The organism is Mesorhizobium subarcticum, assembly GCF_055456085.1.
In genome coordinates, this window is the sequence record NZ_JBVBEG010000002.1 from 274,407 (window position 1) to 293,925 (window position 19,519).

Genomic DNA, 19,519 nt, shown 5'->3' on the forward strand with positions numbered 1-19,519 from the left:
TTATGCCGCCTCGATATCCGTCTGAGAGAAGTCCTTGCCGATGAAAAGCAGCGGCTCATCGGCACGCTTTGCCAAAGCGTAGGAGAAGCAATCGGCAAAGTTCAAGGCGGCAGGATGACGGCCCTTGCCGTAGGAGAGCCAAGCTTGGGTGGCCAGATCAACCAATTCGGAATCAACGGGAATGATGTTGGCCCCGATCTTGTGAAGCCAGAGATCGATCTCCGCCAATGCGTGTTCGCCGCGCCTGCTGACCAGCACCATGCGTGCTTCGAGCACACAAGTCGCCGGAACCAGACGGATTGGATCGGAGACAAGGGCTTGTTCAAGCCTTGCTGCCTCGGGTTCGCTACGCAGGATCGCCACAATGGCTGAAGTGTCGATCACCATCAGTTGGGAATTCCGTGTTCGTCGTAGCCGATGATCTCCTCGTCAGTGCGATTATCCCGTTCAGGCAACCGCGCCAGTCTCTCCCGGATTGAGCGCAGCTCCGCGAGCAGGCGCTCCTGCGCAGTGTCACCGAAACCCATGCGATGCAGGCGCTCGCTCAAGGCCTGATGAATAGCCGCCGTCTTGCTGATACCCTGGCGGCGCGCGAGCTCGTCGGCCAGCGCGACGGTTGCCGGATTTTTGATATTGAGGGACACGACAGGCTCCAAAAGTCTACCTTTGCGTCAGTTTCTACCTGTCGTCGGCAAAGATGTCAATATGAGCGATAATGCAACATTATCATTCGTTATGTTGGCACGACAGGCGCGGCGGTTTTGTGCATTCTATCTTGCAGGAAGCGCCGCAATGATTCATCCTGCAAACGATGATTCTGCGGCCCAAATCTCTTTCGCACCACCCCGGCACGCTTCATGGCGCGGCAACCGTCACTCCGGCGGTCCCCGTCCCGACCTGGCTGCGCCGGGCCATTCCGGATGCGCAAAGCCTTGCGGGAAAAGAGATTGAGGACCTCGCGCACACCGCAGGCGCCACCATCGGCGCCCTTGATGCGGTGGTCCGCCGGCAGGAGCGGTGGGCCGGCGCCTGGCGGCAGCGGCTGGCGCTTGCCGCCGCAGCGGTGACGGCTAGGCAGGCCGGCCGCGTCGAGGATGAAAGCGCGCTGCGCGATGCCGTGCTGCTCGCGCGACCGGGCGATTTTTTGTCCGTCGGTCCCGCCGGGCTTTTGCTGCTCGCCTGGCGCCGGCTGGCCGGAACGCCCGCCGAGAATCTGCTGACCGAGGCGGCCATCGGCGCGGTGCTGGATGACCTCGGTCTCCACCGCAACGACGACGCAGTCAGCGACTTGGCAGGCGATCTTCGACAGCTTTCCGCGGGCATCGGAATGGTCGGCATGCTGACCGGTGCGTTCATGGCCGCCGAAAGATATGGCTTCGCGCAAGCCTTCGGATGCTGGCTCGCGGACGCCCTGCTGGCGCAACGGCTGGGTTGGGCATACGCGGTGCCGCTGCTGGGCGCGGAGGTGGTTTTGGGCTCAAGTCCCGGCCGCTCTCGTCGCCCGTCAACTGCCATTGTGGCGGTGAGCGCCGAGGATGAAGCCGACCGTGCAAAGAGGCTGCTCGCCGCCCAGGCGCGGGCCGCGTTGCGCGCCATCGACCTGTCTGGAGAGCTCGGGCGGCGTGCAGAAAAACTGCTTGCCGTTGCCCCGAAACTCAGGGCCAAGGCAGCGGACGCTGTTGTCGAAAAGCTCCTGTCCGAGGATGCGATCGTTGCCTCGGAAAAGATCGCAGGCATGAGCGATCGCGGCCTGCGCCGCCTGTTCGACCGGCTGCTTGAACTTGGCGCCGTGCGCGAGCTGTCCGGCCGCACCACGTTCCGCATCTACGGGCTTTAGGAAATGGCCGAAGCAGCGCGCAAAAGGCGAGGCCGGTCAGATGACCATCGATCAGGCGACCGCCTGTTTGATCGGGAGCTGGATCAGCTGCCGCCGGAGGCGCGCTGGCGGGAATGGATGCATCGCGTTGAGGCGACTATTTTTGCCGCCAATGAGCCGGTCGGCCGCGAGACGCTGGCCCGGATCGTTGGCAAAAGTTGCAGCATTGATCTCCTCATCGACGACATCCGTGAGGAGCTACGCGGCCGGCCCTATGACCTGGTCGCCGTCGCCGGCGGTTTTCGGCACCTGACCCGGCCTGCCTATGCCGACGCCATCCGCAGTGCATTTGGCACGGCCGGCGGCGGGGGCGGACGTGCCGCGGACCTGACGCAGTCGGACGTGCTGGTGCTGATGTGCATCGCCTATTTCCAGCCGATTACGCGTGGAGAACTGTCCAGCTTTTTTGGGAAAGAGATTTCTCGTGACCTGATCGGCCATCTACGCGGCGCCAAGCTGATCGCTTCCGGCCCGCGCAGCCCAACACCGGGCGCGCCCTACACCTACGTCACCACAAAAGAATTCCTGCTGGAGTTCGGCCTCGACACGCTGCGCGATCTGCCGGATTTCGAAGCGCTCGAGGATGCCGGACTGCTGTCAAAGGAGAAGCTGTTGGCGGGCGATATAGTGCCCGACTTGTCCTATCAAAACGCCGACCTCGAGATCGAGGATTAGCCGCCCGCTGCCGCGTAGCAGCGGCTGGCGGTTGCGCATGTTAGCGGCTTCTCAATAGGCTGACGGCTCCAGCAGACAGCGGTCAGGAGCTCTTTGGCGCCGTCGTTGTCCGAAATTTGTAGACATATTTCGGACAACGATCGAAATTCAGCCGGACCTCGTTTGTCAGCAATGCTAGCCATTTAGGTGTAAATTCGTGCGCTTTGCTCGCCTCCACTCGATTGACTTCGTCGATCGCGCGCGTCTAGCCAAGGTCCAATGTTAGATCTCAGCTGAATCTGGGATGCGAATTGGCCTAAGGCCGCTGCAACGAGTATCCGCGGACTGCTGGTGCATCGAAGGGCACACACATAAGCTTTGGAGCAGGCCTCGAAGCGAGTGCTTGCCGGGTGAGCGCCTCTTCGTCTACCAACCTGAGTCCTGCTGGGCAAACATCCTCCGCTGATCGGCGTTGGTGCACGGATCTTTTATTGGTGTGGGTTTAGGCAAGCGGTCACCGCAATAGCCTTTGTAGCGTAGCCATGCCTTTCAAACACAATACCAGCCGCCGCCATCATATTGAGAAGATGAAGTTCAGGGTGACGAACTGGCCAGAATATGAGGCAGGACTTCGTCATCGCGGCAGTTTGACCCTGTGGGTGACGCCGGAAGCCCTGTCCAGGTGGCAAGCGCCAAGACGCAAGACACGTGGCGGCCAGCACCGCTATTCTGATCTGGCGATCGAGACCACCTTGACGCTGGGCCTTGTGTTTGGCCTGCGGCTGCGCCAGGCAGAAGGCTTGCTGGAATCGGTGCTGCAACTGATGGGGCTGGCGCTCGCTGTCCCCGATCATACCACCCTGAGCCGTCGGGCGCGGAAATGGCAATCGCCCAACAAACGTCATGATCGCCAGGTTCCGCCGGAGGGACCAGTGCATGTTCTTGTCGACAGCACCGGCCTGCAGGTCTACGGCGCGGGTCAGTGGCTGGAGGAGAAGCACGGCGCCAGATCCCGTCGCAGTTGGCGCAAGCTGCATCTGGCACTGGATGCCGACAGCGGCGAGATCATTGCCCATACCCTGACTGATCAGGACACTGGCGATGTCTCTCAAGTTGAGCCACTACTCGACCAGATTGGCTGTCCGATCGGACAGTTTACTGCTGACGGCGCCTATGACGGAAAACCGACTTACGACGCAGTCATCGATCACAGCGCTGCCGCCGCAATCGTCATTCCGCCTCGCGTCAACGCGGTCGAACCATTCGACGATAGACCTCCCGGCCCAAGGGACCAGCATATCGCCGCAATCGGCAGAGACGGCCGGATGAAATGGCAGGTCTCCAACGGTTATGGCAAACGCTCGCTGGTCGAGACCGCCATAGGGCGATACAAGTCCACCATCGGGCGGCGTTTGCGGGCACGGTCGCTTCCCGTTCAGCAGACCGAAGTCGCCATCGGCTGCGCCGTCCTCAACCGCATGCTTGCCTGCGCACGCCCGAAATCCGCCCGCCGCAAGGCGGCTACGGCATAGTCTGCCGCTTCAAAGATCGACATCCGCTCAAGTCCGGACCCATGCACCAACGCCATAACCAACTACATTAATGATCGAAATGCGTTCGATTTCATATCCGCGCACCAACGCCGGAGCAAGACGCACGACGACACTCGGCAGCCGGGCGGGATCCGGCGCGAACCGTTCGCGCAAAGCAGCCATGTCGGGCAATCGCCGTGCCTCTAGCGAGGCGGTCAGTAGATCAGCCAGTTCGCTCTCGCAGCCGCGCTCGTGCGCCATGGCGAGAAGCTCGACCATGGTGCGGCAGGCCTGCCGCTCAGGCAGTCGCTTTATGAGCACGTCGAAGGTTCGCCGGTAGGCCTCGCGGGGGAAGAGCTGGTCACGATAGACGAGGTTGAGCAGCGCCATCGGCTTGCGGCGCAGCGAATGGATGACATGCCGATAATTGACGACCTGGTCGTGCTTGCCGGTTGAAGAGGCGCGCCCGCGCGGCAGCGCCAGATGCAGCTTGCGCCAACTGCGACGGGATCTGGCGCCGTGCTTCTCCTCCAGCCACTGACCCGCGCCGTAGACCTGCAGGCCGGTGCTGTCGACAAGAACATGCACTGGTCCCTCCGGCGGAACCTGGCGATCATGCCGTTTGTTAGATTGCCATGTCCGCGCCCGACGGCTCAGGGTGGTATGATCGGGGACAGCGAGCGCCAGCCCCATCAGTTGCAGCACCGATTCCAGCAAGCCTTCTGCCTGGCGCAGCCGCAGGCCAAACACAAGGCCCAGCGTCAAGGTGGTCTCGATCGCCAGATCAGAATAGCGGTGCTGGCCGCCACGTGTCTTGCGTCTTGGCGCTTGCCACCTGGACAGGGTTTCCGGCGTCACCCACAGGGTCAAACTGCCGCGATGACGAAGTCCTGCCTCATATTCTGGCCAGTTCGTCACCCTGAACTTCATCTTCTCAATATGATGGCGGCGGCTGGTATTGTGTTTGAAAGGCATGGCTACGCTACAAAGGCTATTGCGGTTACCGCTTGCCTAAACCCACACCAATAAAAGATCCGTGCACCAACGCCATTAGAAAGTGCTAAACTAATGGTCGGCCACGCGGTCGATGACCGGTAGCCTGAGGCACGCCAGGAATGCCGACCCTCTATGGATAGCCGCAGGCATGCGTTTCAAAGGGCTTGATCTGAACCTTCTCGTCGTGCTCGACGCCCTGCTGGCCGAGCGCAATCTCTCGGCGGCGGCACGCCGCATCAACCTCAGTCAGCCGGCCATGAGTGCGGCCGTCGCCCGGCTGCGCGATTTTTTCGGCGATGAACTGTTCAGCATGAGCGGCCGAGAACGTATTCTGACACCACGTGCGGCAGCACTTGGCCCCGCAGTCCGCGAGACCCTCCAAAACATCCAGTCCTCGTTTATTTCGTCGGATCCGTTTGACCCTGCTCGATCCGATCGCCGCTTCAGGATCATTATTTCCGATTTCGTCACGCTCGTGTTTTTTGAAAAGGTCGTGGAGCGTGTTGCCCGGGAAGCCCCCGCCGTCAGCTTCGAATTGATGCCTCTCGACGGCAGCCCCGATGAGGTCCTCCGGCGTGGTGAGGTCGATTTTTTGATCACTCCGGATGTGTTCATGTCGAACGCGCATCCAAGAGTGGCGCTTTTCCACGAGAGGCTCGTATGCGTAGGCTGTCCCACGAACAAGCAGCTGCCACGGCACCTTACATTCGAGAGATACATGTCGATGAGGCACGTCTGCGTCAGGTTCGGACGTTTGCTGAAGCCCTCCATCGAGGAAGGGTTCTTGCTTGAGCATGGTCTTAAAAGACGTGTCGAAGTCGTCGTGCAGGGCTTCAGCATGATCCCGCCCATGGTGTCCGGCACAGCTCGTATAGCGACCGTGCCCCTCCGGCTGGTCAGGCATTTCGAAAACACGTTTCCCCTTCAGGTTGTCGAACTTCCGCTGCCGCTTCCCGGTTTCACCGAAGCCGCCCAGTGGCCGGCTCTCCACAATAGCGATCCGGCAAGCATCTGGATGCGAGAGATAATGATGCAGGAGGCAGAGCTGGATCGGGAAATTTGGACAGGGGTTATAAGTGGAATTTCTGCCTGAACACGGCGTTGGTACACGGATCTTTTATTGGTGTGGCTCAACTTGAGAGACATCGCCAGTGTCCTGATCAGTCAGGGTATGGGCAATGATCTCGCCGCTGTCGGCATCCAGTGCCAGATGCAGCTTGCGCCAACTGCGACGGGATCTGGCGCCGTGCTTCTCCTCCAGCCACTGACCCGCGCCGTAGACCTGCAGGTCGGTGCTGTCGACAAGAACATGCACTGGTCCCTCCGGCGCAACCTGGCGATCATGCCGTTTGTTGGGCGATTGCCATTTCCGCGCCCGACGGCTCAGGGTGGTATGATCGGGGACAGCGAGCGCCAGCCCCATCAGTTGCAGCACCGATTCCAGCAAGCCTTCTGCCTGGCGCAGCCGCTGGCCAAACACAAGGCCCAGCGTCAAGGTGGTCTCGATCGCCAGATCAGAATAGCGGTGCTTGTCAAACGGCCCTTTAATGGCGGGTAGTTGTCAATCCGGATCTCGCATTGCCATCGCCGGGGTCATGGTCCTTTCCGAGGTCGAATGCCTCATGATGATGTTCGGGTCGGGCGCCTCAACGTTTCCAACGAGATGCAGATGAACTGCTGTCAGCCGTTTGACCGAGGTCGCCGCAACCACCGTCCCGGCGGGGACATCACGAGTTCCGCGTTGATAGCAGCCCGAGAACTCGTTTGGGGTGGAGTCGACTAAGCCATCTTTTCGTTACCCCACTCAAAGCTGGTGCCGTCAACCCAGAGGCAGTGGAGCAGAACGGCGATCTTCCGTGCCACCGCCACCTTTGCCTTCTTCAAGCCGATCCGTCTCGACAGGCGCATCCCCCAGGCTTTCAGCGTGGACCATTTCTTCGTCCGGTGCAGGAGCACGCTGGCCGCCTCGTACAGATTGGTTCGCAGCAGTCGATCTCCCCAACGTGAGACGCGGCCATTGATATCCGTTTCACCGGACTGCTTTCGTCGCGGAGTCAGGCCGAGATAGGCTCCCACGTTGGCGGCCGAGCGAAAGCGCGAGGGATCGTCGATCGTGTGGCGGAAGGTGAGCGCGGTCACCACGCCGATGCCGGGGACTGTCATCAGCCGGCGTGTGGTTTCGTCTTCACGAGCGAGATGCCGGACCTGCCGATCAAGCTTCTCCTGTTCACAGCAGACCTGCTCATGGACAGACAGAAGCGCCTGAACCAAAGGGCGAAGCGGATGGCCGTCAGCAACCAGTTCCCAAACCTTTCGCCGGAACTGTGACCCAATCGATCGACTGAACTGCAGCCCATATTCCTTCAGCATGGACCGTGTCTGGTTTTCGAGATCGCGACGGATCTCGACAAGTCTTGACCGTGCGACGAGCATGGACCGGGTGGCCTGACTTTCTGCGCTCTTGACCTTCACTTCCCGATACCAGCCGACGCGAACCAGTTCGGCCAGGCCGCGGGCATCGTTCTCATCGCTCTTGTTCATTCGGACTGAAAGCGCTGCCTTTGCATGCCGAGCATCAAGGCAGACGACCGGCAACCCGACCCTTTTCAGCTCGTGCCAGAGCCAGCTGGACATTGCACCAGTCTCAAATCCGATGCGCTCGGCGTGAGGCGCACGTTTATGCAGCAGCTCCGTCAAGGCTCCTGGATCGGACTTTGCCTTTCCCTGGAACACCGTCTTTCCAGTATCGTCGACCACGCAGACGCTCGTCTCTCTCTGCGACACATCCAGTCCGACATATTGCTTCACTGCGGCCTCCTTGATCTCAATGGTCGGCGGCTTTTGCCGTCAGCCGAGTTTTCGTTCAAAGGAGCGACGGCAGCAATTACGTCATCGTTTCCAAAACTGACCCCGGATCGGCGTCCAATTTTGGGTCTGACGCACTCTCGCTGCGATCTCATCCTAAGTTGCACCGACAAGGCGCGCCTGGAGCAGATCGATCTTGGCGCGGCCGTACATCTGCCGCTTGATGAGTTTGACCTTGGTGATCTGACCCTCGGTCTGGCCGTGGCGTTGGTGCATGGGTCCGGACTTGAGCGGATGTCGATCTTTGAAGCGGCAGACTATGCCGTAGCCGCCTTGCGGCGGGCGGATTTCGGGCGTGCGCAGGCAAGCATGCGGTTGAGGACGGCGCAGCCGATGGCGACTTCGGTCTGCTGAACGGGAAGCGACCGTGCCCGCAAACGCCGCCCGATGGTGGACTTGTATCGCCCTATGGCGGTCTCGACCAGCGAGCGTTTGCCATAACCGTTGGAGACCTGCCATTTCATCCGGCCGTCTCTGCCGATTGCGGCGATATGCTGGTCCCTTGGGCCGGGAGGTCTATCGTCGAATGGTTCGACCGCGTTGACGCGAGGCGGAATGACGATTGCGGCGGCAGCGCTGTGATCGATGACTGCGTCGTAAGTCGGTTTTCCGTCATAGGCGCCGTCAGCAGTAAACTGTCCGATCGGACAGCCAATCTGGTCGAGTAGTGGCTCAACTTGAGAGACATCGCCAGTGTCCTGATCAGTCAGGGTATGGGCAATGATCTCGCCGCTGTCGGCATCCAGTGCCAGATGCAGCTTGCGCCAACTGCGACGGGATCTGGCGCCGTGCTTCTCCTCCAGCCACTGACCCGCGCCGTAGACCTGCAGGCCGGTGCTGTCGACAAGAACATGCACTGGTCCCTCCGGCGGAACCTGGCGATCATGACGTTTGTTGGGCGATTGCCATTTCCGCGCCCGACGGCTCAGGGTGGTATGATCGGGGACAGCGAGCGCCAGCCCCATCAGTTGCAGCACCGATTCCAGCAAGCCTTCTGCCTGGCGCAGCCGCAGGCCAAACACAAGGCCCAGCGTCAAGGTGGTCTCGATCGCCAGATCAGAATAGCGGTGCTGGCCGCCACGTGTCTTGCGTCTTGGCGCTTGCCACCTGGACAGGGCTTCCGGCGTCACCCACAGGGTCAAACTGCCGCGATGACGAAGTCCTGCCTCATATTCTGGCCAGTTCGTCACCCTGAACTTCATCTTCTCAATATGATGGCGGCGGCTGGTATTGTGTTTGAAAGGCATGGCTACGCTACAAAGGCTATTGCGGTGACCGCTTGCCTAAACCCACACCAATAAAAGATCCGTGCACCAACGCCGTTGGTTATGCCTGCGTGACTTGACGCCGATAGACTCCGGGCGTGCCCATGCCAGCATGCGGTTGAGAACGATGCAACCGATGGCAACCTCGGTCTGTTGAGCCGGAAGAGAGCGTGCTCGCAGGCGCCGTCCGATCAGCCCCTTGTATCGTCCGATGGCTGTTTCGCTCAGCGCCCGCTTGCCGTAGCCGGTGGCTGCCTGCCATTTCCGCCGACCGTCGCTTGCGATTGCGGCAATGTGCTTGTCCCTTTGACCAGGCGGTCCGGCATCACCGCTTTCCACCGCCGTGGAACGCGGTGGAATGACGATGTTCGCGGTTGCGCTGTGCTGCAGGATAGACCGATAGGTTGGCTTGCCGTCATAGGCTCCGTCGGCTGTGAACTGGTCGATCTCGCCGTCGATCTGATCGAGCAGCGGTGCCACCTGGGAAGGATCATCCGTGTCCTGATCTGTCAGCCTTTGGGCAATGATCGCGCCACTTTTGGCATCCACTGCCAGATGCAGCTTGCGCCAGTTGCGACGTGATCTGGCGCCATGTTTCTGCTCCAGCCATTGCCCGGCGCCGTAGACTTTCAATCCCGTGCTATCGACAAGCACATGCAGCGGGCCGTCCGGCAGCGGCGGGTTTCGTCGGGCTGATGGCTCCCACTTCTGTGCCCGACGGCTCAGCGTCGTATGATCTGGAACTGGGACTTTCAGCCCCATGAGATCCAGCAGCGAGTGGAGCAATCCCTCGGTCTGGCGCAGCCGCATTGCCAAGACGCAACCCAGCGTCAGCGCTGTCTCAATGGCGAGATCGGAATACCGGGCTTGGCCGCCGCGGGTCTTGCGTCGCGGAGCGCGCCATCCCGCCAGTGCCTCCGGCGTTACCCATAAGCTCAGGCTACCACGCCGGCGCAGACCTGCTTCGTAGTCACGCCAATTCGTCACCCTGAATTTCATCTTTCCCACGTGATGACGACGATCTGCGTTGTGTTTGTACGGCATGGCACTCAAATCAAGCTGATTTCGATCCTGCCTGCCTATCGCCAAACCGTTGACAAAGGATCCATGCACCAACGCTGCTTCCTGAGCTCAGGCACCTTTTCGGGGGTTAAGCTTGAGCCTATCCAATCCGTTTCACCGGAGTGGCCATTCGAGAAGAAGGACGTCGGTGTTGAAACAGAGTACCGCGCCTTCTTCGGCCTACCCGCAATTTTCTCGCCAAATGGCGATCCGGCGCCTGGAATCGTCACCACGCATGACGAGTTCGCCATTTCGTGGACTGCCCAAGAAGCAGGCGAAAAAGTCCGTGCACTAATCGGCACTGCGAACGAAGCAGCGGCAAGAGCGCTATTTCAGCTGTGTACTCAAAACCAATGGAATTATTCAAAGGCCAAAGCACATTTATCCAACCTTAAAACGTTGTCTGATCAGATTGTACCGATCCACTATCGACCATTCGATTATAGATATACTGTATATAACTCGCATGTCGCTGTTCATCGGCGAGATCGCGTTATGTCGCACCTTCGACACCCTAATGTTTCGCTAATATCAGCACGAAGCAATAAGTCGAACACTATGGATCACTGCTTTATTTCGAATATGGTAGTTGAAACGAAGTGCGGAGAAAGAACAACTCAGTCGTCGACATTCCCGCTTTTTCTATATCAGACACAGCAGAATCGTTTTGATATCGCACCAAACATTGGAGCTGAATTCGCAAAGAGCTTTTCTGCTTCCGTTGGAATGGCATATAGCAGTCGAATCGACATCAAGCCGGATGCAGACCTGCGATCCTCCACGTCCCACGCATCACCATCGTTATCCGATGTTCGAATGGGGCGCGGCGATCTCAAGCAGACTTTCGGTCCTCGCGACGTTTTTGACTACATTTATGCGGTGCTGCACTCACCCACCTATCGCATACGCTATGGTGATTTCCTGAAATCAGATTTCCCTCGCGTGCCAATCCCTTCCGATCCCCAAGTCTTTCGCCGCTTGGTCGCGGTGGGCAGGGGGCTTGCAGCGTTGCACCTGCTCGATTTCACGCAAGCGAGCCAGATCGCCAATCCCGAAACTCGCTTTATCGGGAAGACGGAGCCCCGCGTGGAGAGGGGATATCCGAGATACGAGAATGGCAAGGTGATGATAAACGCGTCTTGTTGGTTCGAGGACGTTACTCCGGATGTATGGGATTTTCATATCGGCGGGTATCAGGTCTGCGAGAAGTGGCTGAAAGACCGCGCGGGTAAGGGCGGCAAGAGCCCGTCATCGGGGCGCGTTCTGTCGGCCGATGACATTCTCCACTACCGCCGCATCACAGTCGCGCTGCGCGAAACCATCCGGCTTATGGCGGAGATCGATCAAGTGATCGACCGTCATGGTGGTTGGCCAGATGCCTTTGCTGCCCCGGTGACTTAGCGCAAGCCGCACAGTAACGGGTAGTGATGGATGGCCGTTCGAAAGAAGGATGGCGCGCCAACCGCTCAGTGGCTGACCGCTTTAGCGCGTTCGGGCATTCATGCGTCAGCAGATGGGTCTCCAAACGAGATTTGAGCCACAGTCAGATGGTCGGCCCGGTAGACAAGGCGGGGCTTGTCTTCACTCAGCGCAATTAGTGAGACTTTATTGCCGTTGCGGCTCGCAACCATCCGAATAATCCAGTCGTGAGCTGTTCGATGAAACGCGATGTCGCCGGATTCCGCGCCTTCTCCCTTTTGCAGTTTTGGCAAATCCCCGCGAAGTGTTTCGCAGTCGTCGGCCAATCGCTGAATATCCTTTAGCCAATCCAGCTCAATTGTGGCTAGGCCGCCGATGCTTTGACGTGCTTCATGGATCACCGCTTCGTCTGAAAGGATGATCTGCGAGAGCGCAAGAATCATCGCGTTCTGTTTAATCCTTTGCTCGCCTGCTTCAGGACTCTCCCTGAATGGCTTCTGCAGATTCAAAGTCAGTCCGCAGTCCCAAGCCAGCCACAGCAGCAAGCCCTTCAGACGCGCCACATCATCGCTTTCGCCAAAATCCTCTCCAAGCGGTTCCAGGCTGAGCAGTGACGTATTGGATGAAGAGTCTTGCTCAAAGAGATTCAATATGACTGCCTCAAGGAGATGGAGCCGCTGATCCCTCGGAACTGTAGTTGTGCCTTTTGCGACCCATGCGACACGTCCATCGCAGGTTCGCAACTCTCGAAGGACGGCCAGCACACCCAACAAGCGGATCAATACTTTTGGAAGCGACTGCTTTCCTTCGGAGAAGGCTTTTAGCTGCGATACCATCCTGTTGATGATGGTGCGTACCTTCGAATGACAAATGCGAAGCAGATCAGCTTGTTTTTCGGACGTAAGATTCGTGATCTGACCATCGGCATCGTCGTCAGCGCCAATCTGTTCTTCCTCGGTCCGGCCAAATCGATCGGTCTCTTCGTGCGACCTGTCGTCCTGCATACGCAGGTGGAAGATCAGGGCATCAAGCAAATATGCAAAGTCGCTCGAATGCTCCAAGCGACGCTTTTTTCCGCGCTTCCTCATCTCGCTTACATCGATGGCCAGCGTTTCAGGAATATCGGACTCGTCTGGCTGATCCACGCTGCGAGCAACGGATTTTCTAAGCGGTGTCGGCGCGACGGCGTTGTCTTCATCAAATATGATCTTATCAATGCACTGAATTAGCAGAGCTATGTCTGGAGTGTCGCTATCCAGGCTGAGCAGAGCATCTTTGAAACGCCGCTGCGTTCCGGTGCGCGCCTGCTCCTCCACCATACCAGCATGATGGAGGATAAGTTTGAGAACGACGCCGCCTGCCATTGTGCCCTGGAGCGTTGTGGCCCTGTCGATGTCACGCGCTGAAAATTCCAGAACGGCAAAACGATCTTCAACGGTGAGCCCTCCCGCTTGGCTGATTTCGCTGCCATCAGAAGCATTCAACGTGAAAGCCACGTTCTCAAATTCTCTCAACACTCCTAAATCGAAGAGGACACGCGTTCCTTCGGCCAGTGCGACGCCGCTTCGAATGCCTGCGGACGGAGTGTCCTCGTACTGGGTCTGGTTGACCTCGATGGTGTCCCAGTCTTCCGTGGTAAGCCCCGGCAGGTTGTGAATGTCGCCGCACCCGAGCGCATTTGCCGTCAGCAAAGCATCATCGCCCACGCGTGCGAGCACCAGTTCGACGTTGCCGCTGAAGGTGTCAGCGAGCCAAGCAGGTCGACTGGGGTTCGCGCTACCTGACGCAAAGACAGAGGTGCCGCCCGTTTGCTCTGACAGAACAAACTTGGCATGAAGATACCGGCTTTGCGAGTTCTCGTCACAGCCGAGTTGGTCTGCCCTGACAAAGGACAGGCCTTCAAGATTATGAGCACGTGCGGGAATCTGTACGGTCTCAGGGTCGACAGCTACGGTCATTTTTCCCGGTTGCAATTCTTCCTTCACACGGTCGAGGAAGTTCAGCTGTTGATCGAAAAAGGCCCCGCCGATCGAAATCCGGGCCGTTTCTCCAACCAACAGTGCGGTGAACTGTTGCCATAAAGATTCTCCTCCCGGACGGGCGGCAAGAAGCCTCAGTCTCGCGTCAGGGAGGGACGCCCCGGTCAGCCATGGGGCGAACTCCTTCACGCGTCGGGTCATTGCCCGGACATGGTCGGGGATGCCATCCGTGAACGCGTCCAGCCAGTATTCGATTTCCGTCCAGACCTCTTGAGCAAGCGCTATCCCGGCCCCGTCGTCGTCCCCTTGGATGCGCACAAGATTTGTCATCTCGCGATTAAACCCGAAGCCGGCAAGGGTCATATTGTGACTGCCGATCAGGATCGCTCCCTTGGTCTTGCCCGTCAGAAAAACCAACTTTGGATGAAAAGCGCCCGGAACCTTCACTGGAAGAAGGGTGTACTGACGGCCGGCAAGTCGGGGCGGGTGGATCGCTAATGAGGCCGCATATTGCTGAGAATCCATTAGAAGGACGTTGTGCCGTACACCGGCATTGACCAACCGGCGCAACACCACTTCTTCATAGAAGGGCAAATACGCGTTGTAGGTAGTGGTCAGCGAAGCTTCGTAGCCGCCCTTCTTCAGTTCCTCCATCAGCGAGACTTTAGGGAGCATCGGTAAGCTCCAGCTGCGCACGCCCCAGTATGCTGGGCTGCCAGCCCGAGGGGGTTCTCTCAAGCGCGCCAATGTCCTTGAGCACCCGAACGGCCTGATTGAAACGAGGACGTGTGTGAACAGCCGGCGGGATTGCTATGACCTCCATCCCTCGATCAGAAGGACGTATTCTGAATGTTGATTGCGATTGGCCACGTAGTTTTCTCAGGGCTACACGCAGATGCATCTCTAGGCCCCAGTTGATTAAGAGCCACCGGAGCACATCGTGTATTGTTGTGGAGGCCCAGCTGCCCGAGGCATTGCGGGCAAACGACTCCAGATTGATCGGGTAATAAAGGAAGTAGTCCGTCTCGAATACTAGATCAGCGTACTGCCGATCGGTAGAGTCGGTCCTGCTCGCGAGTGCAATCAGCGTTCGTAGAGCAGCCAAAACTATCTCTTTGCGGTTCTGAGATGACTTGTTGGCCCTTGACAGTGAGGTGATGCGCTCGGTCAGCTGCACCTCATGCATCTGCTCGTTCCAGCGCGCAAGATCGGGCAGCCACGCCTTGCTGTCCGCGACACATGCCGAAAATGACTTCTGTGGCCCCAGAATCTCCAACGCTTCCAGAGCTTCAGATTGCTGCATGAACCAGTCTGCGATGTCTGCGCTTGCATCGAAGCGAAGAGACGAGGCTTCGTAGGCATCAAGCAAGGCGTAAAATAACCCCTGAACCGCAACCGAGAGCAGCTCGTTGCGGGCGTAGATCGCCCATTTTTCGTGGGTACCGGATAGTGCGGGGGAGATTTTCCACGGCTCGCCTCCCGGCAGACTGCTCGCATATGTACAAGCACGAAACGCCGTCTCGGAGAGCGGTTCGCCTTGGGCGCAAAGAAGATCGGCAAGCTGCAATATCAATTGCAGCGACCTGCGGCGCGGCAGTGCCTCGCTGTCGTGGAATCGATCCCTAACAAAGAACAGCTCGCTGAGGATTTCCTGCTCACCCGGACTATTGCAGAGCTGGCATGGGCAAAAGCCATGTAAGGCATCCAGCTCGGACGCAGTAACCAGGTCGGCATCGACTGCTTTCATAAAAAGCGGTCGATTGACGCTGGCATCCATTCGCTCAGCGATGACAGCGCCCACTTGCCTCGTATAGCGGACACCAGCGGATGCATCACCGTCGATAATCGAAAGCTCTCTTAAAACCCCAAGATAATACTGTCCAAGCCCACCCAGATCACTCGCAAAGTATCGCTTCTTGGCTCCCGACCGCAGTGAAAAGTCGGACAGACGGATTGTGCCGTCGGTCCCCAGCGATCGCGCGACGCTTGCCAGAGTATCACTCCCCACCATTGCAGCAGCATGATCGTCAGCATCGCCGCCGCATACAGCAGCATGGCGTTGCGCGATAAGACAGAACAGACAATCAGCCCGGCGGAAACGCTCGATGAAGGCATCGTTGAATTCCCGGTGGCCGGCAGTATCTAGAGCCCATATAAGCCAAGGGTAGAATGAATAGTACCGCGCTCTGTCCGTCACGTTAGTAATACCGGGAAGCATCCTCCCGTATATGTTTATGCATGGTGCCTGCACAGCCAGATGATCAAGTCCACCGACCTGTAGTGGTGGCTTAACCCACGCCGTCTCTATCTGCATAAATCAATGCCTCGCTAATTTTTGCTATATCCGCTCTGATTTTAAAATCAGCTTCTATTAATCAATCAACGCACCACAATCCAATAACGGTTGCGAATTGACAAGGCGGAGCGTGCAATTCCCTTATGCCTGCCGCCTCTCCAGTCCGGCAGCACGGTTGTAGCCGATACGGTCAGTCTCTTTGGTTTGCATAAGAGGCATTTTACCAAGCTAAGCTACGTAATAAGAGCTTCATTCAAACCTTGAAAACGGTTTGAAATTATGCCATTATACTAAGTATGGCTGAGCGAAACAGTGGAAAGCTAAACCAGTTGGAGCGGACCTTGCCGGAGGGCCTTTTGGCCGATGCGGCGTGGATGGAGCGGCATGGCTATTCCACGAGCCTGCGCAGCCAGTACGTTTCGGCGGGTTGGCTGGTGCAGCCCGCGAGGGGAGTTTTCAAACGCCCCCTGGGAGAACTCGACTGGCAGAAAGTTGTCGTTTCTCTTCAAAAGATGATGGGGCATGGCCTTACGGTGGGAGGGCGTACCGCGCTCGACCTGCAGGGGTTCAGCCATTATTTGTCGTTGTCCGGACCGTCAACGATCCACCTTTATGGGACGGAGCCGCCCCCGGGCTGGCTGTCCAAGCTACCGTTGAAAGAGACGTTCCGGTTTCACCGGTCCCAGGTGTTGTTCGAGACACTTGCGTCGGAGAAAGAGGCGTTGAAGGGCGGTACTCTGCGCGAATTACCGGGGCCATCAGATTGGCCGCTCTTGGCTTCGACCCCTGAACGTGCGCTGCTCGAAATGCTGGACGAGCTGCCCGGGCAGGAGAGCTTTCACGTCGCTGATATGATGATGCAAAGCCTGAATACCTTGAGTCCCCGGCGGCTTCAGGCGCTGCTTGCGGATTGCCGCAGCGTGAAGGTGAAGCGCCTGTTCTTTTTCTTCGCCGACCGCCATGCGCCGCCGTGGTTGAAGGAGATAAAGCGTGACGAAATCAGCCTTGGCAGCGGCAAGCGAATGCTCGTCAAAGGCGGGAAACTGGACCCGAAATACCTCATAACCGTACCGGAGGACCTTGGTGCCCCTGAATGAACGCTACAGGCGCCAGGTTGCCCTTTTGATATCTGCCGTGCCGTTTGTCGCGGCGGAGCGGGCGTTCGCGCTCAAGGGCGGAACGGCGATCAATCTTTTTGTCCGGGATATGCCGCGCCTGTCGGTCGATATCGACCTGACCTATCTGCCGGTCGCACCCGGGCAGAGTCGCTGGCCGCCATCGATGCGGGTATGAAGAGGATTGCGGCGGCGCTCAGGTCAGGTCTGCGCGGCGTGCGCGTCAATGAAGTGGTGAATGCCCGGGAGCAGATCGTCACCAAACTGATAATCCAGGGCAGCGATGCGCAGATCAAGATCGAGGTGACGCCGGTGCTGCGCGGCTGTGTGTTCGAGCCGCAAGTGAGAGCCGTGTCGCCGGCGGTGGAAGACGCGTTCGGCTTTGCGGAAATGCAGGTGGTTTCGTTCTCTGACCTTTATGCGGGGAAGATCATGGCGGCACTGGACAGGCAGCATCCGCGTGACCTGTTCGATGTTCGCGACCTGCTGGCCAACGAAGGCATCACCGATGATCTGCGGCGGGCGTTTATCGTCTATCTCATCAGCCATGACCGTCCGATCTCAGAGGTTCTCGTACCCCGCCACAAGGATATCGAGCAGGAATTTGCGCAAGGCTTTGACGGTATGACCGCAGAGCCGGTGGCGTTCGAAGCGCTGCTGAAAGCGCGAGAGGAACTGATCGCCGCGATAGCCGGCGGGATGCCGGACGATCACCGGGCGTTCCTGCTGGGGTTCAAGAAGGGGGAGCCTGAGTGGTCATTGCTGGGCGTAGAGGGCGCTGAGAATTTGCCGGCCGTGAAGTGGAAGCAGGTCAACCTCGATCGGTTGTCCAGAGAGTTGCGAGCCCGGCTTGTAAATCAACTGGCAACGGTGTTGCGGGTGGAGACAAGCGCATGATCGCTGCTCCACTGACGGCATTTCCGGAAGAGACCGCCGCTGCCTTTCTTTTTGACTCGGACACAAGGCTTGCCGGTAACAGTTATGGCGACAGGTTTGACACGGCCTTTCTGCAGGCACTCCAGTATGTCGACTCGCTGAAGGCAACCCGGTCCCGAATTCTACGGGGCGACTTGCTTCTGGATGACATTGCGTACCGGCCCGGCAGAGTGACGGCTAATGTTGGCGTCGCCAAAACCGGCGCGCAGCGTATCCATTCCTCCGGGCTCGAAATGCGCGGTGACAATCCCCTCTTTGCCACGCTCATCGGTGAGCTTTGCGATAGTTTTTCTGATCAACATCACACTTTGGATTTAGCGACCCTTCCCGAGGTGCTTGCAAAGCGATCGATTTGCTGCATCGTTTTGCCTAATATTCGTGGCGAATTACTGTCGGGAGTGGATGGCCATGACGAGTGTTATCTCGGCATGGTTGTGCCGGACCTGGGCAATCCTCTGCACCGCCACCTATTTATTAAATGCCTAATACGAGACGCGTTCATTGAGCGGGGTACTGTGCATCTGACGCTTAGCGATGAAGGGCACCCAGAAGCACATTTCGGTGGCGCAAGCGTTCTGGCGGCAGGCAGTATCGTCCACATCCCAAGCGAGGATTTCCATCGCCGCTCGCCCGCCTTGCCCGGTCCTGTTGACCTCAGCCCGCGCGGGCTCGTTACCGAGGCTCGGTTAAAGTCGAGAGCAGCGCCTTCTGTGCATGAGCGGGTTGCTTCGGAACTTTCCTCAAAAATAAGTTCATTAGGCCTGGTCACTGACTTCGTATGGGACCTAAGGGACCTTCCCAATGCCCCCGATGAGGTGGTCGTACAGGCACGCCGTCTTACCGAGTATCTTCTCAACCTGGAGCACCCAAAGGGCGGCAGCAAGGCTAAATTCCTTAAACAGGCCCTAGGGATAGACGCTAGTGACTGGCGCTATTTGCAGGCCCAACTGGTCGACTCACTGGCTGCGGCATCGTTCGAAGACCTGAGACTCGACGAATACGGCATCCGTTTCGATGCAACCCTGTCAATTCGGGGACGGGACGGCCGCGTAGCAGCGGTCAAGACCGGCTGGATAGTCAGGAGCGGAGAACGGGCCACACTAGTGACCGCGTTCCCGGGAGACGAACGAAAAGTGCCGTCTGCCGCGCCATACGAGCCAAACGTTCTGCTTCCCGACCTAAAAGGCGATGATCGCTGGCGGGCGCTGTTCGAGGCCGCGTGCGAAGCTGGCACTCGGGCGGCCGAAATCTGCGTGCCGACGCCGATGAAGATTGAAGGTTATCCAATGATCATGGAGGGCCAAATCGGGGGGGCGTATGTGCATTTCCGCGACTCCCGTCGGGGTTTTGCCCGATGGTTGAGGATCAACGGTTATACTTCGTCTCACTACCGAAGTGGCGTCTGCTTCTACGCCCGCACCCAGAGTCAATCGGTGGATGGCGCAAAAGCCTATGTGGAGGCGTTTGTAGGAGTGCTGAGGCGCAATGACACTGATGGCACAGTAGAGATTTTCGTTAGTTAGA

At 58.4% G+C, this 19,519-nt stretch carries 15 protein-coding genes and 4 pseudogenes; 9 read left to right on the forward strand and 10 right to left on the reverse strand.

Annotated features, from left to right (window positions below):
* Together ACZYHG_RS33135 and ACZYHG_RS33140 are read right to left on the reverse strand one after the other, a co-directional pair.
* A complete protein-coding gene (locus tag ACZYHG_RS33135; protein WP_258581088.1) occupies window positions 1-387 on the reverse strand; it encodes a type II toxin-antitoxin system VapC family toxin in 387 nt (128 codons plus the stop codon).
* A complete protein-coding gene (locus ACZYHG_RS33140; protein WP_258581089.1) occupies window positions 387-644 on the reverse strand; it encodes a type II toxin-antitoxin system VapB family antitoxin in 258 nt (85 codons plus the stop codon). Before ACZYHG_RS33140 ends, ACZYHG_RS33135 begins: the two co-directional genes overlap by 1 nt.
* A gap of 167 nt (window positions 645-811) precedes the next feature.
* On the opposite strand from ACZYHG_RS33140, the gene ACZYHG_RS33145 reads away from it, so the two are divergent.
* From ACZYHG_RS33145 to ACZYHG_RS33155, 3 genes are all read left to right on the forward strand, one after another.
* Window positions 812-1,837: a DUF1403 family protein gene (locus ACZYHG_RS33145; protein WP_464615236.1), complete on the forward strand. Its 1,026-nt coding sequence runs from the start codon at window positions 812-814 to the stop codon at window positions 1,835-1,837.
* 3 nt (window positions 1,838-1,840) lie between these two features.
* On the forward strand, window positions 1,841-2,551 hold the full coding sequence (gene scpB / locus ACZYHG_RS33150) for an SMC-Scp complex subunit ScpB (RefSeq protein WP_464615237.1): 711 nt from the start codon (window positions 1,841-1,843) through the stop codon (window positions 2,549-2,551).
* A 521-nt stretch (window positions 2,552-3,072) separates the two neighbouring features.
* Complete coding sequence (locus tag ACZYHG_RS33155; protein WP_464615238.1) at window positions 3,073-4,062, forward strand: IS5 family transposase; 990 nt, start codon at window positions 3,073-3,075, stop codon at window positions 4,060-4,062.
* Between the two features lie 27 nt (window positions 4,063-4,089).
* Here the strand turns inward: ACZYHG_RS33155 and ACZYHG_RS33160 are convergent.
* Window positions 4,090-4,545 (reverse strand): annotated as a pseudogene (locus tag ACZYHG_RS33160) (hypothetical protein); the annotation flags it as partial.
* Window positions 4,537-5,037 (reverse strand): annotated as a pseudogene (locus tag ACZYHG_RS33165) (IS5 family transposase); the annotation flags it as partial. The pseudogenes ACZYHG_RS33165 and ACZYHG_RS33160, both read right to left, overlap by 9 nt.
* 169 nt (window positions 5,038-5,206) lie before the next feature.
* Between ACZYHG_RS33165 and ACZYHG_RS33170 the strand changes: the two are divergent.
* Window positions 5,207-6,151, forward strand: a complete 945-nt coding sequence (locus tag ACZYHG_RS33170) for a LysR family transcriptional regulator (RefSeq protein ID WP_464615239.1) — start codon at window positions 5,207-5,209, stop codon at window positions 6,149-6,151.
* A 33-nt stretch (window positions 6,152-6,184) separates the two neighbouring features.
* Here ACZYHG_RS33170 and ACZYHG_RS33175 read toward each other — a convergent pair.
* The 4 genes and pseudogenes from ACZYHG_RS33175 to ACZYHG_RS33190 all read right to left on the reverse strand — a co-directional run.
* Window positions 6,185-6,583: pseudogene (locus ACZYHG_RS33175) on the reverse strand (transposase); the annotation flags it as partial.
* Between the two features lie 254 nt (window positions 6,584-6,837).
* The gene (locus tag ACZYHG_RS33180) at window positions 6,838-7,866 is read right to left on the reverse strand and encodes an IS110 family RNA-guided transposase (protein WP_464615240.1); all 1,029 of its coding nucleotides are present in this window, start codon (window positions 7,864-7,866) and stop codon (window positions 6,838-6,840) included.
* A 314-nt stretch (window positions 7,867-8,180) separates the two neighbouring features.
* Complete coding sequence (locus ACZYHG_RS33185) at window positions 8,181-9,170, reverse strand: IS5 family transposase (protein ID WP_464615238.1); 990 nt, start codon at window positions 9,168-9,170, stop codon at window positions 8,181-8,183.
* 36 nt (window positions 9,171-9,206) lie between these two features.
* Window positions 9,207-10,232 carry an IS5 family transposase gene (locus tag ACZYHG_RS33190; protein WP_464615241.1) on the reverse strand — a complete coding sequence of 342 codons (1,026 nt, stop codon included), beginning with the start codon at window positions 10,230-10,232 and terminating at the stop codon, window positions 9,207-9,209.
* Between ACZYHG_RS33190 and ACZYHG_RS33195 the strand changes: the two genes are divergently transcribed.
* Window positions 10,200-11,651, forward strand: a complete 1,452-nt coding sequence (locus ACZYHG_RS33195; protein WP_464615349.1) for a type ISP restriction/modification enzyme — start codon at window positions 10,200-10,202, stop codon at window positions 11,649-11,651. The two genes, ACZYHG_RS33190 and ACZYHG_RS33195, sit on opposite strands and share 33 nt — an antisense overlap.
* Window positions 11,652-11,749: 98 nt before the next feature.
* Here ACZYHG_RS33195 and ACZYHG_RS33200 read toward each other — a convergent pair whose 3' ends face one another.
* Both ACZYHG_RS33200 and ACZYHG_RS33205 read right to left on the reverse strand, forming a co-directional pair.
* On the reverse strand, window positions 11,750-14,323 hold the full coding sequence (locus ACZYHG_RS33200; protein ID WP_464615242.1) for a hypothetical protein: 2,574 nt from the start codon (window positions 14,321-14,323) through the stop codon (window positions 11,750-11,752).
* A complete protein-coding gene (locus ACZYHG_RS33205) occupies window positions 14,313-15,659 on the reverse strand; it encodes a hypothetical protein (RefSeq protein ID WP_464615243.1) in 1,347 nt (448 codons plus the stop codon). Before ACZYHG_RS33205 ends, ACZYHG_RS33200 begins: the two co-directional genes overlap by 11 nt.
* Before the next feature lie 9 nt (window positions 15,660-15,668).
* Here ACZYHG_RS33205 and ACZYHG_RS33210 point away from each other — a divergent pair, with 9 nt between their 5' ends.
* From ACZYHG_RS33210 to ACZYHG_RS33225, 4 genes and pseudogenes are all read left to right on the forward strand, one after another.
* Window positions 15,669-15,794 carry a hypothetical protein gene (locus tag ACZYHG_RS33210; protein WP_464615244.1) on the forward strand — a complete coding sequence of 42 codons (126 nt, stop codon included), beginning with the start codon at window positions 15,669-15,671 and terminating at the stop codon, window positions 15,792-15,794.
* A 446-nt stretch (window positions 15,795-16,240) separates the two neighbouring features.
* Window positions 16,241-17,041, forward strand: a complete 801-nt coding sequence (locus tag ACZYHG_RS33215; protein ID WP_464615245.1) for a type IV toxin-antitoxin system AbiEi family antitoxin domain-containing protein — start codon at window positions 16,241-16,243, stop codon at window positions 17,039-17,041.
* Between the two features lie 109 nt (window positions 17,042-17,150).
* A pseudogene (locus ACZYHG_RS33220) lies at window positions 17,151-17,956 on the forward strand (nucleotidyl transferase AbiEii/AbiGii toxin family protein).
* The gene (locus ACZYHG_RS33225; protein ID WP_464615246.1) at window positions 17,953-19,518 is read left to right on the forward strand and encodes a DUF6883 domain-containing protein; all 1,566 of its coding nucleotides are present in this window, start codon (window positions 17,953-17,955) and stop codon (window positions 19,516-19,518) included. Before ACZYHG_RS33220 ends, ACZYHG_RS33225 begins: the two are co-directional and overlap by 4 nt.
* Window position 19,519 lies beyond the last annotated feature (1 nt).